We start from the raw sequence: 14,216 nt of genomic DNA, 5'->3' as shown, positions 1-14,216 counted from the left end.
GAATACTGATGATCTGTTCGTCGGAAAAACGCTTCTTCATGGGGATGTCCTCATGTGGCTTATGAAGACATTACTAACATCGGGGTGTACTAATCAACGGGGAGCAGGTCACAAGGATAGACGAACCGCTATGGCTCACTCCCGGCATATTAAGGCAGCACTCAAGGCAATACATGCGGATGACCCTACAGCCTCCTATGAGGATATGAGGGGCCACCTACGGGATGTCGCTGAGTGGGAACTTTCAACGGGACGTTCTGATATCTTCGAGCCGGACATGAGGGACATCTATCGGGACCAGTACGGTGAACTTGGTGAGAACCTTACCGATGCTCTGGCTAGTGAACCGCTGAGTATTGACCAGCATCGCTACATCAATGAGGCCCTGAAGGTACTCAAGGCTTGCATGAAGCGTATCGAAGCGGGAGACAGTCAGTCACTGATAGATTACGTCGATCGTTTTGATGATATTGATCGGCAAGATGACCAAGCCTCTGTGTCCCTATCTGTTAGTGCTCCTGAGGTAAAACCAGCAGCGCTAGCTGCACTAGCAGTCACACCAAGCGTCACTGTGGCTAGCCTCTTTGAGCAGTATGAAGCGGAGAACGCTCAGAACTGGAAGCCAGCCACCTTAAGGGAGAACCAATCGTCTCACGCTGCGTTAATCGAAATCTTTGACTATCTGGGTCTCAATGCTGACGCCAATACGATAACACGCGCTGATGTGCTTAGAGTCCGTGATGTCCTCCAGCAGTTACCGAAGAACCGCAAGCAGCGCTTTAAGGATAAACCGTTAGTTGACCTGTTGGCTCGTGAGGATAAAGCCGACTGTCTGGACGTAGTCACCATCAACAATAAATATCTCATTAAGATGGCGGCTGTCTTTAAGTGGGCTGTACGTAATGACCTGATTAAAAAGAACATGACTGAGGGGCTGGAACTCAAGGTTCCCCAGCGTAAAGCCTCAGAGGCCCGCAACGCTTTCTCTACGGAGCAGGTAGGGAAACTGCTGGTCGCCGCTAAGTCATACTCTCAGAAGACCTCGGGCAAGCCTTATCACTATTACGTTACGGCGCTGGCTGCTATCACTGGTGCGCGACTCAATGAAGTGGCTCAACTTCAGGTAAAAGACGTTAAGGTCACTGAGGCCGGGACTGTTTATATTCATATCAATGAGGATGACAGCAGCCTGCCCGGTAAGAGCATCAAGAACGCTCACAGTGATCGCTGTGTGCCTCTGGTTGATGGTGCCTACGGTTTTGTATTGGCTGACTTTATGGACCTGTTAGAAGCCCGTAGGAACGCTGGGAGTGAAGATGCTATGGTATTCGATGGCCTGCGTCTCATGAAGAACGGCTACGGTGAGCAGGTGAGCAAGTGGTTTAACAGAACGTTGTTACCTAAGGTCCTCGCTGACCGTGACGGCTTGGCGTTCCACTCGTTTAGACATACGGTCGCCACTCAGTTAAAACAGCATGGCGTCGAGTTGGCTTACGCTCAGGCTATTATGGGGCATAGCTCAGGGTCTATTACCTATGACCGCTACGCTAAAGAGGTTGAGGTAGACCGATTAGTTAATGTAATGGCTGATGTTTATAAGGAGGTAAAGTAAATGGCGGTTCCGTATGAACCAGCGGAGTTCAAGAAAGAAGCTTTTAACTGCCCGTACTGTCAGGCTTACGCTAAACAAAAGTGGGAGCAATTATATCTTTTCTATGAACAAGATGCCTTTCCTATGCATGTGTCACAATGTGAGCGCTGTGGGGAGTACTCGTATTGGTTTGAAGAATCCCTCCTGATTCCTGCTTCTGCGAATGTTGAAATGCCGAACCCGGATATGCCGGAAGATTGTAAGTCCGACTACATGGAAGCCAGAAGCATCGTTAACCTGTCTCCTAAAGGTGCCGCTGCGCTACTCCGCTTGTGCTTACAGAAACTCATGCGCCATCTCGGTGAACCGGGGAACAACATTAACGCAGACATTAAGTCTCTCGTTGAGAAAGGATTGCCTGTGCGTATCCAACAAGCTGCTGACATTTGTCGTATCGTTGGTAATCAGGCCGTGCATCCCGGAGAGATTAGCCTTGATGATGACCCTCAGTTAACACATGGTCTCTTCAAGTTATTGAATATCATTGTTGATGACCGCATCACCAGACCTAAAGAAATCGAAGCGATGTTCCAGAGCATGCCTGAAGGTCCGCGACAAGGCATCGAAAAGCGGGACGGCAAGGCTAGCGGATAGTCCTTCGGAATTAGCTAGCACTATAGGGACAGTCTAATACGACTCACTATAGGGAGATACGCCAAATCACCTTGATAATTGACTATATGTCAAGCATTTTGAATTAGGGCACACTATAGGGAGACAGTGAGAAATAAATTTTATGATGACACTCACTGTCCCTATGCACACTTCACGCTGGCAATCAGCATTCCTTAACCGTAACTCATCGCATTCTTTCAGGGGCGGGATGACCACATACAGACGAACACAGCGGAGACAGTATGTCACTGCTTCCCGGTTCTTCTAGGTCAGTCGATGAGTGAATAGCAAATAGTCTTTATGAGAATTATTATCATCATAATAGACGCGAGCCTACAGGGGCTAACTTAAAGTTTACTTAAAGACCATTAAGATGCTTATAGTTTAAATAATAGATTAATTAAAAGATAACTATTAGAACTTTAAGTATTACCCTCAAGTGAACTTAAAGAGGTGATGATATTTATCATTAATAATCACCATACTCTGGGCCACTCACAGTCCTCTGTGTCTCCAGCGGTCAGCCCTTGGAGAATTAGGGCACACTATAGGGAGAGGGTCTCGATACCTCTTCGCTAGCGCAGCTAGTGCTGCTGTCAACAGATGGTTCACTTTCTGTACAACCGTCAGTCCTCACCCGAAGCCTACTCTGGGCGTGACTCCTTGCCGATACGCTGATGTACCTCATTGTGAAATCTTTAGGTAGTAATCAACATCGTGTATCAGCTTTGGGCCATGAACCCAGAGACGCTTCGGGTGCGGATTTACCGCCACTCGCACCAGCAGTGCTAGCTGCGCCAGCCATTGAACATCATACAGGTCTCCGTGCACATGACGTGCCGCCCCTGAGTTGGTCCGATTGGTCCTCACCTATCCATGGTCATCACACGACCACCAATACCGCCAGACCTTCTGGCACCTTAGCAATCACAAAGTCATTCTGTCTGCATCCTGTCGCCTGCTGGTCTCCCTTTACGTGGGGACTTTGTGTAGGTCAGCAGGGTGTGACTTCAGGATGCAAACAAAATGGAGTACACGTAAATATGAGTAATCAACAACTTTCAGCCAACCAAATCGCCTACCTTAACCGCGCTATGTCAGACGGTAAGGGCCTCATCGAAATCGGTGAGTTGGCTCGGGGTCTTGGTAAACGACCTGACAACGTTAAGCGTAAACTGGAGAGAATCTTCCCGGAGGATCATTTACTCAATCTGAGGAAAAGATATAAAGCCTCAATTGGTAAGGGGGCATCGCGGGAGATTGAAACTTACATGCTCGACTACAAGACCGCTGGCGCTCTCGCTATGTCATATGACGGCATGTTAGGCATTGAGGTCTTAACCATCCTTGAGGACTCCCTGAGCACCATCCAAGCGATGACCATCGAAGCCGCAAAAGATAACTCCGCTGGCGTCCTTAAGGCCGCTGCTGGCTTCCGTGAGCGGTACCGTGAGCGCTTGGAGTTCCGTCCGGGTGCCTCCGAGAATGAGGACCGCAGCGTCGCCCTTAAGCGTCTTGGACGTAAGGGACTGTAACTGCCATGAAGAATCTACATCCCGTAGCAGACCTACCGCCAGACTTCACCGTTGACATGAAGATTGACCCACGGACACCCGAAGGCCGCAAAGCGATGCGCCTTGTTGATGTACCGACAGCTGCACTCATAGCCGCTCTGGGTCTCCCACCGAAGCATTCACGCCCTGAGTTCTACTATTCGCACGCTGCGCTTTGCATGATGGCGACCGCTGAGGGTCTGACTCCGATGGACTTCAAGTAAGTACACCAGTAGCACCATCACCAGAATCACCAGAATCACCAACAAGTTAACTCCTGTTTGGAACTGACCGATGCGGGGAGACGCCGTAGGGATACCCATGGCCGACCGATAAGTTCCACACTTTTATCATCATTCCAAATAAGGAGAATCAAATTATGTCTATTTCATATCGTAAGCTCGACATCAACCTGAGCGCCGACAAAGAGACCGTGCTGGTCTTCGGCCAAGAGATGACCACCAAGTATTTCACTGAGATTGTAGTGACCTCAATGCTGAATGGTCTGCCTGCCCTGAGCACAGGCGCACACGCCATCCTGACAGCTCTACACGCTGCTGGTCTTAACGCTAATGACTACGGGGCATATTCCCGAGCGTGGTCTGAGAGCAACGCAGAGGCACGTAGAGAAGCTGAGCGTCAGCGCATTGAGAACGAGAAAGACCGTCAGCGCATCGCCGCTATGTATGCAACCCCTGAAGAAATCGCTAAAGAGGCCGCAGAGCGTAAGGAACGTAAGGCAGACCTTGAGCGTCGCTTCAGCCGTAAAGGCGCTGCATTCGGTCTGTAAGTTCAACGGACTAATGGCACTGTGGGTCAAAACTCATGGTGCCATACCGCTACCAACATCAATCTCATTCAAATTAAATACAAGGAGGCATCCCATGCCAGAAGTAAAACGTATCGACTCGAACAATTCAAAGATTAAACACACCGACGAACTCCGCGCTCACCTGCTGGATAAAGAAGGCAACAAGATTCCGCATAGCGTCTTTGGTACTGATACGACGCGCACCGAGATTATCTCTCAGGCTGACGGTACAGGCGAGATCATGAATGTTGGCTTCACTGACCGCTCAGGCCGCCCGCAGGCATTCGGTAATGACGTGACTGATTATGTACAGGCCCTTGAGTCTGCACTTGATGAGACGCTTAACGATGGTGATTTTATCAATGGGTTGAACACCGAAGTGTTCCCTTGTGAGCAGCGCCCATTTGCTACTCTGCCGACTCCAATTAACCGCGAGACCCTGACTGATCGCACCGTCCGCTTCCTGTCTAACGGCGTGTATAACCCAGCGAAGAACGCCCCGACCACTAAGGTTAAAGGCGGTCAGACCCTGATGGTTAACCCTGTGATTGCCGACAAGGACGCCAAAGAAACAGGTATCCTGTGCTCAGCTATTACCCATGTGTCTGACTTTGCGATGATGGGCGGCTGGACTGGCGCTGGTCTGATGGCTACAGCTACCGATATGGTTGACCAGTATCTGCGTAACATGACCTCTAAAGTTGTCGATGTGCTGCTGGATGCTCCAGACCTTCAGTCAACCAAAGTGGGCGCATTGTCTGGCAAAGCGTCAGCACAAGCCGATGACATTCTGGATGCTGTAGCGGTGAACCTGCCGTTCTACCTTGGCTCCTCACTGACCGATTACACCCTACTGGTCCCAGAGAAGTACGAAGCTATCCTCAATCGTGCAGCCCAGAAAGCGGGTATGACCGAGATTAGCGAACTGGTAGGCACTGCCGTTGCGCCTTACAGTGGTGATGACCGTGGCGTTATCATTCTACCGAAGAAGTACGCTATGTTATCTTTCCGTTCAACCCGTAGTGGCGACCTCGTTAACGTGTTGGTTACTCGTGACGCTAACCGTGCAGGCTATGACGTCGAACTGGTAGGCGCACTAGATGTCATGGCAACGGGTACCGTTAAGGTTAAGGCCGGGGCGTTCGACACTGAGGCGGCTGCTAGTTATCCGTTGGTCCACGTCCTGAAGTTTGAAGACTAACCCTATGAACCCTTGGAGGAGACTCTGAGGGTTTATTACTGTTATGATATAACATATCAAATAAGGGCAAGGAGGCGCTATGTCAAACCTGATGCTGCTCTATCTAGTCCTTCTTCTGGTGTATTACGTAGTGGAGGAGTTTTAAGAAATCACCACAAAAATCTTAGGGGATATGTAATAGTTCCCTTGTGAGTAATTCCCCCCGTTACTGCTTCTTGCAGTCACAGCTATCTCTTTGAATCTTTCTAAAGGAGAAGGGCGGCACGTCTTACCTCAGGTTCTATTCCCGCTGTGGGAATCTAACTGCGGGTATTGACCAGAGATCACTCAGTGTGTAACCATACGTGTAACCAGACGGATTCACCTGTCTTTAAGAATCAAATGGTTAGTTGGTGATTGTCTTCGATACTTCGATTCCCTTCGCCCGCTCCAATTTCAAGTCTCCTGAAGTCTACCCAACTCAATTTTCCCTTGAAAAATAAGCGGTTATAGCTTTCTGTTAGTCTATTGAACTCCGACGGAGGACTCCACTTTGGTTGCCGGATCGGCGTTTTGCGCTGCTGGCGCTGGAGTCGTAGCGTTTAGTGATATTTTCGCACTTATCCTGTTTCCGCAGGATGAGTGATTTTACGCAACCGGCTCGCGCTGACGACGACCGATACCGCAGAGGCCGCGGCGGCGCTCCACAGCGCAACATGAATTGCCCTTTCATCTGCTGCCAGCAGAACGGCTACGGCGGCGGCTCCCAGGCACTGCCCGAAAGTGCGCATAATGGATAAAACACCGGACGCATAACTCGCGTGCTCACGAATAACGTTTGAGAGCATTTCCCGGTTATTGGGACTCTGAAAGCAGCCAAACCCTATTCCGCACACCAGACTTCGCAGGCAGATATCCCACATTGAAGGGCTGGCGGGTAACGTCGCCAGCAGGATCAAACCGACGACAAATATCACCAGCCCCAGAGTGGATATCGCCGGGGCTGATATCGTGTCCGCCCAACGGCCTGCATGCGGCGCAATCACCACGATCCCTAATGGCCACGGCGTAAACAGCAGGGCAGACACTACCGGACTGTAGCCGTATTCGCTCTGAAACAGGAAGGGTAGCGCAATAAAGGTGATCCCCTGGCTGACAAAAGCAATCATCGACGTGAAGGCCGCGAGGGTAAAACGTTCATTTTTAAACATGGTCGGCGGCAGTAAGGGATGACCCGTGCGGCGGATTTGCCAGATAAAAGCCATGCCGCTCAGCGCAGCGAGAGCCATCCAGCAAAGGCTGCCGAATTGATAAGTGGCGTTCTGTAGGCTGTTCGCCGCCATGATCGTCGAACCCAACAGCAGCGCCGACAATATGGCGCCCAGGGTGTCGAAGGGCGCCTGCATACGGATCGCATCCCGCGGCAGCGCTCTGACCGCCAGCAGTAAGGCTAGGGTGCCGGGAAGAACGTTTATCGCAAACAGCCATTGCCAGCTCAGGGTGTGAAGGATCGTACCACCCAATACCGGGCCGATAGCGGAGCTGGAGGCAATGAGCAGGGCATGGTACCCCAGAATGCGGCCAAGTAATCGTCCGGGAAATACGGACCTGAGTATTGCGGGGGCAATACTCAGCGTTGCCGCGCCGCCGATCCCCTGAAGCACGCGCATACCGATAAGCACTTCGGGCTTATTCGCCAGCGCGCAACCCAGTGATGTCAGGGTAAAGGTCGTCAGGCCCGCCAGAAATACAGGGCGATAACCCAGACGGGCCGCAAGCGCCGCGAATATCGCCAGCGTCATCGCAGCCGCCAGCAGATACCCGTTGGCGAACCAGACGGCAATACCGGCAGGTACCTGCATCTCCTGAGCCATTGAGGGCAGGGCAATGTTGATCATGGTGCCATCAAACACGCCCATTAAGGTGGTGGTCATGATTGCGGCCATCACCCGTGCGCGCGCCGGGCCAGGCAGTCCTTCGTCGCCGGGTTGGCTGGAAAAGAGCGTCATCATTTGTCCTCTGAGAAGAGTGTATGGATGACAAAACTATAAAGATGGCTTTTACCAGGCGGAAGGCGCACTATTTTCACTTTATTGTTGCATCAAACGCCTTATCTTAATGTGCTGGGAGAAAGGGTAATGTCTGATCCCGATTTTAATTTGCTGGTAGCTCTCGACATATTGCTGAGTGAAGCGAGTGTCGCAGGTGCGGCACGTCGTCTGAACCTAAGCACCTCGGCCATGAGCCGAACATTAAGCAGGTTACGCGATGTCACAGGAGACCCGATCCTGGTGCGCGCCGGGCGTAACATGGTACTGACCCCGTGGGCCGAAGCGACCCGGGATCGCGCCAGGCGTGCAGTGCACGAGGCCAGGGCAGTATTGCAGCCCTCAACGGAAACGTTCTGCGCGCGAAGTCTGGCGCGTCTTTTTACCATCAGGGCAAACGATGGTTTTGTGGTGGCGTTTGGGCCTGCGCTCATCGCAGCGGTTGCCGACGCCGCGCCTGACGTCTGTATACGCTTCGCGCCTAAGCCGGAAAAAACGTCGCGCTATCTTCGGGAAGGGCTGGTTGATCTGGAGATTGGCGTTCAGAGTAATATGGGGCCAGAAATACGGCTGCAACGACTGTTTGAGGATCGGTTTGTTGGCGTCGTGCGTAAAGGGCACCCGCTGGCTAAGCAGGCAGAAATAGGCGTGAGTGATTATGTCGCCTGGGGCCATGTGGTAGCGTCACCCGAGGGCGCGTTGCACGGATCCGTTGACGATGCGCTGGCCGAACTGGGGACAAAACGTAAAATTGCGAGCGTCGTACCGGGATTTCCGACAGCACTGTCCGTGGCGCTGGAATCGGATCTTATCGCCATGATACCCGCACTCTATTTACTCAATCAGCAGGTAACGGACCAGGTACACGTTTTCGAGCTGCCGTTCAAAAGCCGTCGTATTACGGTATCGCAGATGTGGCACCCAAGGATGGAACGCGACCCCGGTCACCGCTGGCTGAGAAAGCAAATTCTTGCGATATGCGGTGGGGGGAGGTCAGTCATGGCCTGACCAAATAGACATGTCCGCGCTACAGTCTCGCCACAGCGATCGCTGCTTTCAAAGGATGAGACTCATGACGGCATACGGAACGGAAATTTTCTCAATGAGCGATCTGAACAGATTCACGATCGAAGTCTCCATACTTCGATAGACCGTTTATGTTCTTTCCGTGAGACCTAATCGAAAGCCCTCGTGGTACCTTTAAATTAACAATTAACGACGAATAAAGGACAGCTTCCCTGTCCTTTATTCTTTTTTATTCAGTTTTGCTCTCGCGCGATCGCAATACCTCACCGACCACAGGAGCAGCGGTAAACGCATTTGGCCATCCCGCGTAGAACGCCGCCTGGGCAACCACTTCTCCGGCCTCTTCAGCCGAAAGCCCATTATCCATGGCTCTGTTTAGGTGGTAGCCAATCTGCGCGCTCTGTCCGGCGGCGATTAACGCGCTGACCGTCACCAGGCTTCTGTCGCGGGGCGTTAGCGCGGGCCGTTGCCAGAGGTCGAGAAACAGCGGGTCGGCGGTAAATTTAACCAGGCCAGGTGAAATGGGGCCGACATTTTTTTCGACGGTGTCTGCACGCTGTTTCTCTACCTGTTCATTGAGGGGCAGCAGCGTCGGCGAGGCGGCGGGGAGGGACTCTGCCGTCACGCCCCTGGCTTCAAAGATGGCTTTAGCGACGCTGACGGCTGACATCGCATTGGGCCAGCCAGCGTAGAAGGCGAGGTGAGTAATGATCTCTGACACTTCCGCTGGCGTCACGCCGCTATCGAGCGCGACGGCAATATAGTGCTTCAGCTCTCCTGGCTGGTTGCGGGCAATCAGCATCGCCATGGTCACGATGCTACGGTCGCGGGCGGACAGGGCGTCACGTTGCCAGAGGTCGTTGCTGATGGCCTCGCGGCCGAAGCGCGCCAGCGCCGGCGACACCGCTTGAATATCAGCGTCCGTAAGGGTAGAAGGGGTAATTTTCATCATAGCTTCATCTCTTTGTTCGTTGGCATAAGCAAAATCAGACAGCACAAGCGACAAGGCTGCCGCGGCAATCACGTTTTTCATATTTGCTCCTTTCCGATCCACTGGGCGGATCGTTAGCGCGTCCACACCTGAGGATGGTCTTTGGCTTGCGGCGTGTTTTGCGCCATCACGCCTGTGAGGAAGTGCGGCTGATAGGCTTCTTCCAGATAGCGGATTTCTTCCGGGCTCAGTTGAAGGGCTACAGCGTTGACCGCGCCGTCAACATGATGCTTTTGCGTGGCGCCGACCACCGGGGCGGTGACTTTAGTCAGCAGCCAGGCCAGCGAAATTTCGGTCATGGAGACCTGATGCCGTTCGGCAAGTTCGGCGACGCGGGCAATAATGCTCCGATCCTGCTCTGCCGTGCGGTCGTATTTGCCCCGGGCATAATCATCTTCCACCGCTCGCCGCGTGTGGCCTTCTAAGCGGGCGAGACGGCCGCTGGCCAGCGCGCTATAGGGAGTCATCGCGATATTATCTTCCGCGCACAGCCCGAACAGCTCTCGTTCGTCTTCACGCATAATCAGGTTGTAGTGGCTCTGCACAGAAACAAAGGACGTGAGCCCTTCGCGTTCGGCAAGGGCGTTCGCCTTCGCCAGCTGCCAGGCATAACAATTGGAAATGCCAATCGCGCGCACCTTGCCGGCGGCGACAGCGGCATGCAGCGCCTCCAGCACGTCGATAACCGGGGTGTTGTAATCCCAGATGTGGTAAATGTAGAGGTCGATGTAGTCCATCCCGAGGTTTCGCAGACTCTGGTCAAGCGAGCGGGTGATCGCCTGTTTTCCGCTGATCCCCCCGGCAATCTGGGCAGCGGTTCGTGGCAGAAACTTGGTGGCCAGCACCACATCCTCGCGTTTTGCCATCTCCCGCAGCGCCCGGCCAACGTACCGTTCGCTGGAGCCGTTCTGATAGGCGATGGCGGTATCGTAAAAATTGATGCCCTGTTCCAGCGCGTAGCGGATGATGTCCCTGCTGGCTGTTTCGTCCAGCGTCCAGCGATGCTGGCCCGTTGACGGATCGCCAAACCCCATACATCCCATGCAGATGCGGGAGACCAGTAAGTCACTCTTCCCGAGCCGGGTATACTGCATCTTTATTTTCTCCCTTTGGGTTATTCCACCAGAGTTTTAAGCCGTACGATCAGTCTGGCCGCGTGTTCCCGGGCACGCGTTTTTTGCTGAGCGATTTTGTCGGCATCCCGGTCGGCGTAGCTAATGCCGCAGGTATAAACCGGCGCCAGCAGCTCAAGATTGCACAGCCTGGCCGTGGTCTCGAAGGGAAGGAGATACTCCTCAATGGCATGGCCAAAGAAACCGTCAGCGGTATAGAGCGTCTGTGGCGCTCCCGTGGTGAAGGAGAGGATCAGCTTTTTACCACCCAGTTTCGCCGTTGAGCCATGGGCGAAGCCGTGGACAAAGACCTCGTCCAGCCACTGTTTCATTAACCCGGGCAGCCCATACCAGCTAAAGGGAAACTGCCAGACAATCACATCCGCCTGCAGCAGGCTTTCCTGCTCTGCGGCGATGTTGAATTTGCCGTCCGGATAGAGCCAGTCCAGACGACGGATTTCCGCATCAGGCAGGGCGGTCGCCAGCTCATCGAGGATGGTGGCGTTGGCGATGGAATGGTTAAGATCCGGATGCCCGGAAACGATAAGGATATGAGGCTTTCTCATCGTTACTCCTGAGGTTTAAATTCGGCAGAGAAGAGGTTTTCCCAGTTAATAAACGAGCCGAGTGGAATACACTCGAAGGTTAATAAACCCGCCTTCGCCAGCGGAAATTCGGCCATGATGTTATTCGCCTCTTCCACGGTGTCGCACTCGAGGAAAATAGCGACGCCGGGTCGGTCCTGACGGAAATAGATGTCGCGGATAAAGCCAGATTTATACAGCCCCCAGGCATGGAGGGCTTCCGCGGTAAGGTGCGGCGCATAGTGGTCCAGCGTTGCGCCGGGCGCGGGGATATCCAGACATAAAATTCGCATCGTTGTCTCCGGAAAGTCGTTATCAGCGGGAAGAGACAAAAGTATACGAGCCACAGGGAGTGAAGATTAGGCGGTCATTGACTTAAGAATATTTAGCCTGTACTTAATAATCAGGCGATACTGTCGCAAGGAGATGCTATGAATAACGCCCTTTATAATCAAATACGCATCTTTCAGAGCATTGCGCGCGAAGGCAATATCTCGGCCGCGGCGAGGAAATTAGAAATCACGCCGCCGTCTGTTAGCAATGCCCTCAAGCTGCTGGAGGAGCATATCGGTCATCCGCTTTTTGTGCGTACCACCCGGCGAATCGAGCTGACGGAAACCGGCCAACAGTTGCTGGAGCAAACCGCTGCGGCGGTCGAGGTTCTGGAAACATCGCTGGAGAGCCTCCGCGATCAGAATCGGGAACCCTCCGGGGCGGTGAGAATTACGCTCTCGCGCTTTGCCTACCTGCTTATTCTTAAACCGGCGATGGCGGCTTTCTGTCAGCAATACCCGGGGATCCAGCTGGAAATATCGGTCTATGACGGTACCGTCAATATCATTGAAGAACGATTCGACCTTGGGATCCGCTTTGGCGATATTCTCGAAGGCGGGGTGGTCGCCCGCCCGTTAATGAAACCGTTTCGCGAAGGGTTATATGCCTCCTCAGCCTATCTGGCCGAATATGGCGTGCCTGAGTCGCCCGCCGATCTCAGCCATCACCGGCTGATTGGCTATCGCTTTATTACCAACCACCGCATCCTGCCGCTGATCCTCAATGACCACGGCGAGCAACTCACCGTGGAGATGCCGGGGCAGTTAATCAGCAATGATATTGACGTCATGGCAGACGGTATCCGCCATGGATTGGGGATTGGCCGCTTGTTTGAACCTATCTGGCGGCTACAGCCCGATCGTGAACAGTTTCTACCGGTGATGGAGGACTACTGGAAAACCTATCCGCCGGTTTATCTCTATTACCCGAAAAACGCGGGTAAAACGAAAAGGGTGAAAGCCCTGATTGATTTTCTGATAGCGCATACTGCGGCATAAAGGCTATTTTGCGTGCGAAATGTCTGAAGACACCGGCCCTGTCTTTCCCTCTGTCTTAACCCTATACTCCCTGCGGATAAAGCGGTTTTTTATCGCGGTGCAACGGCTTATCCCATCGTCAACGCGATGGGCGGGGAATTTCAATAAGGGAGAGGCAGCAATGGGCAGACGCTTAATGGTCTGTGTATTCGCGCTGGTGGCGTTTTCAGCCACTGCAGCGCATGGCCATCACGGCCAGTCGGTAATATCGGGCGCCGACGGCGGCAACGGTTCGGACGGCGGCAGTAGCGATAACTCCTCGGGCAGGGCAGGGTGCCCGGGCGGCACCGATCCCGATAAGCACGGCCATTTTTACCTGCCCGGCACCCGCGAACCCTGCAATCCTGGCCCTCAGGATGCAGAGAATGTCGGGTCTTCCCGCTAGCGTTCAGCTCAGATCGTGCAGCGCTTTGTCCAGCGGCGGGGAAAGCTGAATATCCCGAAATGCAACCGCCAGTCCGCCGCGCTCCGGTGAGCAGCACATGACGCCGGCTTTTACCGGGCCTGGCGGAAAGTAGCCAAGACGCAGCAGCGGCCAGCGCTCGCCGTCGGTCGAATACTGCAGCCTTAACGCATCGCCTTTGCGGGTCAGCCGTAGCCAGAAAGTGCGCGGGTCGCCGGGGAAAAGCCCGGTGGCCCAGTCAGAGTGGGTTAACGTCAGCACGCTGCCGATGGCCGGGGCATCGTCATTAAACTCAATCCCCGCCTTCAGCCAGGTCTGCTCGTCCGCCATCATCATCAGCCCGGCCTGGTCGTAAAGCGTGGTGAAATCCGCACAGATTTTTGCCTGCAGGGTAAAATCGCCCTCCACCTCAGCGGCATAAAGATGGCCGGAGAAGCGTTCGAAGCCATACCAGGTATGGCGCCAGAAGTCGGTATGCTTATCGGTGACCACCGTCAGGCCGTCGGCATCGCGGTGCCACTCGGCAGGTTCATTAATCCAGTGAAAGGATGGCTGCATTTTTCCTCCGGAACAGGCTTATAACAGCGACTGCAGCGCGGGCGACGCCATGCTGGCCTCAAAGGGAATAATCTCCGTATGGGCGAGGCCCAGCTGCTGGAAGGGATCCTGGCCCAGACGCGATTCCAGAATTTCCCGGCTGTCGCATTTCGCCAGAATCACCCCGCCGGTACGAGGAATACGGCGGCCGGAGGCGAGAAAGAGGCCGTCAGCATAGCATTTTTTGAGCCATTCGACGTGGGCGGGGATCGCGTTGTCAATCTCTTCGAGCGGTCTTATATACGTTAAAACAACTACATAAATCGTACTCATCC

At 53.5% G+C, this 14,216-nt stretch carries 15 protein-coding genes; 8 read left to right on the top strand and 7 right to left on the bottom strand.

Annotated features, from left to right (window positions below):
- Positions 1-52: 52 nt before the first annotated feature.
- The 5 genes from ACQUTI_RS15530 to ACQUTI_RS15510 all read left to right on the top strand — a co-directional run bounded on the left by ACQUTI_RS15530 (position 53) and on the right by ACQUTI_RS15510 (position 5,831).
- The gene (locus ACQUTI_RS15530; RefSeq protein WP_428923313.1) at positions 53-1,612 is read left to right on the top strand and encodes a site-specific integrase; all 1,560 of its coding nucleotides are present in this window, start codon (positions 53-55) and stop codon (positions 1,610-1,612) included.
- Positions 1,613-2,245, top strand: a complete 633-nt coding sequence (locus ACQUTI_RS15525) for a DUF4145 domain-containing protein (protein ID WP_065897409.1) — start codon at positions 1,613-1,615, stop codon at positions 2,243-2,245.
- Positions 2,246-3,309: 1,064 nt separating this feature from the next.
- Positions 3,310-3,801, top strand: coding sequence for a hypothetical protein (locus tag ACQUTI_RS15520; protein WP_048271070.1), 492 nt, complete (start codon positions 3,310-3,312; stop codon positions 3,799-3,801).
- A 397-nt stretch (positions 3,802-4,198) separates the two neighbouring features.
- Complete coding sequence (locus ACQUTI_RS15515; RefSeq protein ID WP_048271066.1) at positions 4,199-4,609, top strand: DUF6971 family protein; 411 nt, start codon at positions 4,199-4,201, stop codon at positions 4,607-4,609.
- Positions 4,610-4,703: 94 nt separating this feature from the next.
- On the top strand, positions 4,704-5,831 hold the full coding sequence (locus ACQUTI_RS15510; protein WP_048271064.1) for a hypothetical protein: 1,128 nt from the start codon (positions 4,704-4,706) through the stop codon (positions 5,829-5,831).
- Between the two features lie 599 nt (positions 5,832-6,430).
- Here the strand turns inward: ACQUTI_RS15510 and ACQUTI_RS15505 are convergent.
- Positions 6,431-7,819 (bottom strand): MFS transporter, encoded by a 1,389-nt coding sequence (locus tag ACQUTI_RS15505; RefSeq protein ID WP_122542312.1) that lies wholly within the window; start codon positions 7,817-7,819, stop codon positions 6,431-6,433.
- A 129-nt stretch (positions 7,820-7,948) separates the two neighbouring features.
- On the opposite strand from ACQUTI_RS15505, the gene ACQUTI_RS15500 reads away from it, so the two are divergent.
- A complete protein-coding gene (locus ACQUTI_RS15500) occupies positions 7,949-8,866 on the top strand; it encodes a LysR family transcriptional regulator (RefSeq protein ID WP_043520920.1) in 918 nt (305 codons plus the stop codon).
- Between the two features lie 247 nt (positions 8,867-9,113).
- On the opposite strand, the gene ACQUTI_RS15495 is transcribed toward ACQUTI_RS15500, so the two are convergent.
- The 4 genes from ACQUTI_RS15495 to ACQUTI_RS15480 are packed head-to-tail and all read right to left on the bottom strand — an operon-like array spanning position 9,114 to position 11,864.
- Positions 9,114-9,917 (bottom strand): carboxymuconolactone decarboxylase family protein, encoded by an 804-nt coding sequence (locus ACQUTI_RS15495; protein WP_004205332.1) that lies wholly within the window; start codon positions 9,915-9,917, stop codon positions 9,114-9,116.
- 32 nt (positions 9,918-9,949) lie between these two features.
- On the bottom strand, positions 9,950-10,969 hold the full coding sequence (locus ACQUTI_RS15490) for an aldo/keto reductase (protein ID WP_065799959.1): 1,020 nt from the start codon (positions 10,967-10,969) through the stop codon (positions 9,950-9,952).
- Between the two features lie 20 nt (positions 10,970-10,989).
- Positions 10,990-11,553 carry an NAD(P)H-dependent oxidoreductase gene (locus ACQUTI_RS15485; protein WP_122542314.1) on the bottom strand — a complete coding sequence of 188 codons (564 nt, stop codon included), beginning with the start codon at positions 11,551-11,553 and terminating at the stop codon, positions 10,990-10,992.
- Between the two features lie 2 nt (positions 11,554-11,555).
- Complete coding sequence (locus ACQUTI_RS15480; RefSeq protein ID WP_122542316.1) at positions 11,556-11,864, bottom strand: superoxide dismutase; 309 nt, start codon at positions 11,862-11,864, stop codon at positions 11,556-11,558.
- A gap of 138 nt (positions 11,865-12,002) precedes the next feature.
- Between ACQUTI_RS15480 and ACQUTI_RS15475 the strand changes: the two genes are divergently transcribed.
- Both ACQUTI_RS15475 and ACQUTI_RS15470 read left to right on the top strand, forming a co-directional pair.
- On the top strand, positions 12,003-12,902 hold the full coding sequence (locus ACQUTI_RS15475; protein WP_004205338.1) for a LysR family transcriptional regulator: 900 nt from the start codon (positions 12,003-12,005) through the stop codon (positions 12,900-12,902).
- A gap of 160 nt (positions 12,903-13,062) precedes the next feature.
- Positions 13,063-13,326, top strand: a complete 264-nt coding sequence (locus tag ACQUTI_RS15470; protein ID WP_122542318.1) for a hypothetical protein — start codon at positions 13,063-13,065, stop codon at positions 13,324-13,326.
- A 3-nt stretch (positions 13,327-13,329) separates the two neighbouring features.
- Here the strand turns inward: ACQUTI_RS15470 and ACQUTI_RS15465 are convergent, their stop codons facing one another.
- Together ACQUTI_RS15465 and ACQUTI_RS15460 are read right to left on the bottom strand one after the other, a co-directional pair.
- Entirely contained in the window at positions 13,330-13,902 is a 573-nt protein-coding gene (locus tag ACQUTI_RS15465; RefSeq protein WP_004205340.1) for a DUF1349 domain-containing protein, read from the bottom strand.
- Between the two features lie 18 nt (positions 13,903-13,920).
- Positions 13,921-14,214 (bottom strand): YciI family protein, encoded by a 294-nt coding sequence (locus ACQUTI_RS15460; protein WP_138100116.1) that lies wholly within the window; start codon positions 14,212-14,214, stop codon positions 13,921-13,923.
- Between the last annotated feature and the right edge of the window lie 2 nt (positions 14,215-14,216).

It is taken from the genome of Klebsiella sp. 7-CIP_Kleb., from assembly GCF_050378655.1.
Classification (GTDB): domain Bacteria; phylum Pseudomonadota; class Gammaproteobacteria; order Enterobacterales; family Enterobacteriaceae; genus Klebsiella; species Klebsiella quasipneumoniae.
This window is presented reverse-complemented; position numbering and strand designations above follow the sequence as displayed.

Coding starts and splice junctions, on each gene's coding strand:
- ACQUTI_RS15460 (WP_138100116.1), bottom strand. CDS start 14,214: ATGAGTACGATTTATGTAGTTGTTTTAACGTATATAAGACCGCTCGAA.
- ACQUTI_RS15485 (WP_122542314.1), bottom strand. CDS start 11,553: ATGAGAAAGCCTCATATCCTTATCGTTTCCGGGCATCCGGATCTTAAC.
- ACQUTI_RS15525 (WP_065897409.1), top strand. CDS start 1,613: ATGGCGGTTCCGTATGAACCAGCGGAGTTCAAGAAAGAAGCTTTTAAC.
- ACQUTI_RS15480 (WP_122542316.1), bottom strand. CDS start 11,864: ATGCGAATTTTATGTCTGGATATCCCCGCGCCCGGCGCAACGCTGGAC.
- ACQUTI_RS15515 (WP_048271066.1), top strand. CDS start 4,199: ATGTCTATTTCATATCGTAAGCTCGACATCAACCTGAGCGCCGACAAA.
- ACQUTI_RS15530 (WP_428923313.1), top strand. CDS start 53: ATGTGGCTTATGAAGACATTACTAACATCGGGGTGTACTAATCAACGG.
- ACQUTI_RS15495 (WP_004205332.1), bottom strand. CDS start 9,917: ATGAAAAACGTGATTGCCGCGGCAGCCTTGTCGCTTGTGCTGTCTGAT.
- ACQUTI_RS15490 (WP_065799959.1), bottom strand. CDS start 10,969: ATGCAGTATACCCGGCTCGGGAAGAGTGACTTACTGGTCTCCCGCATC.
- ACQUTI_RS15470 (WP_122542318.1), top strand. CDS start 13,063: ATGGGCAGACGCTTAATGGTCTGTGTATTCGCGCTGGTGGCGTTTTCA.
- ACQUTI_RS15520 (WP_048271070.1), top strand. CDS start 3,310: ATGAGTAATCAACAACTTTCAGCCAACCAAATCGCCTACCTTAACCGC.
- ACQUTI_RS15505 (WP_122542312.1), bottom strand. CDS start 7,819: ATGACGCTCTTTTCCAGCCAACCCGGCGACGAAGGACTGCCTGGCCCG.
- ACQUTI_RS15510 (WP_048271064.1), top strand. CDS start 4,704: ATGCCAGAAGTAAAACGTATCGACTCGAACAATTCAAAGATTAAACAC.
- ACQUTI_RS15465 (WP_004205340.1), bottom strand. CDS start 13,902: ATGCAGCCATCCTTTCACTGGATTAATGAACCTGCCGAGTGGCACCGC.
- ACQUTI_RS15500 (WP_043520920.1), top strand. CDS start 7,949: ATGTCTGATCCCGATTTTAATTTGCTGGTAGCTCTCGACATATTGCTG.
- ACQUTI_RS15475 (WP_004205338.1), top strand. CDS start 12,003: ATGAATAACGCCCTTTATAATCAAATACGCATCTTTCAGAGCATTGCG.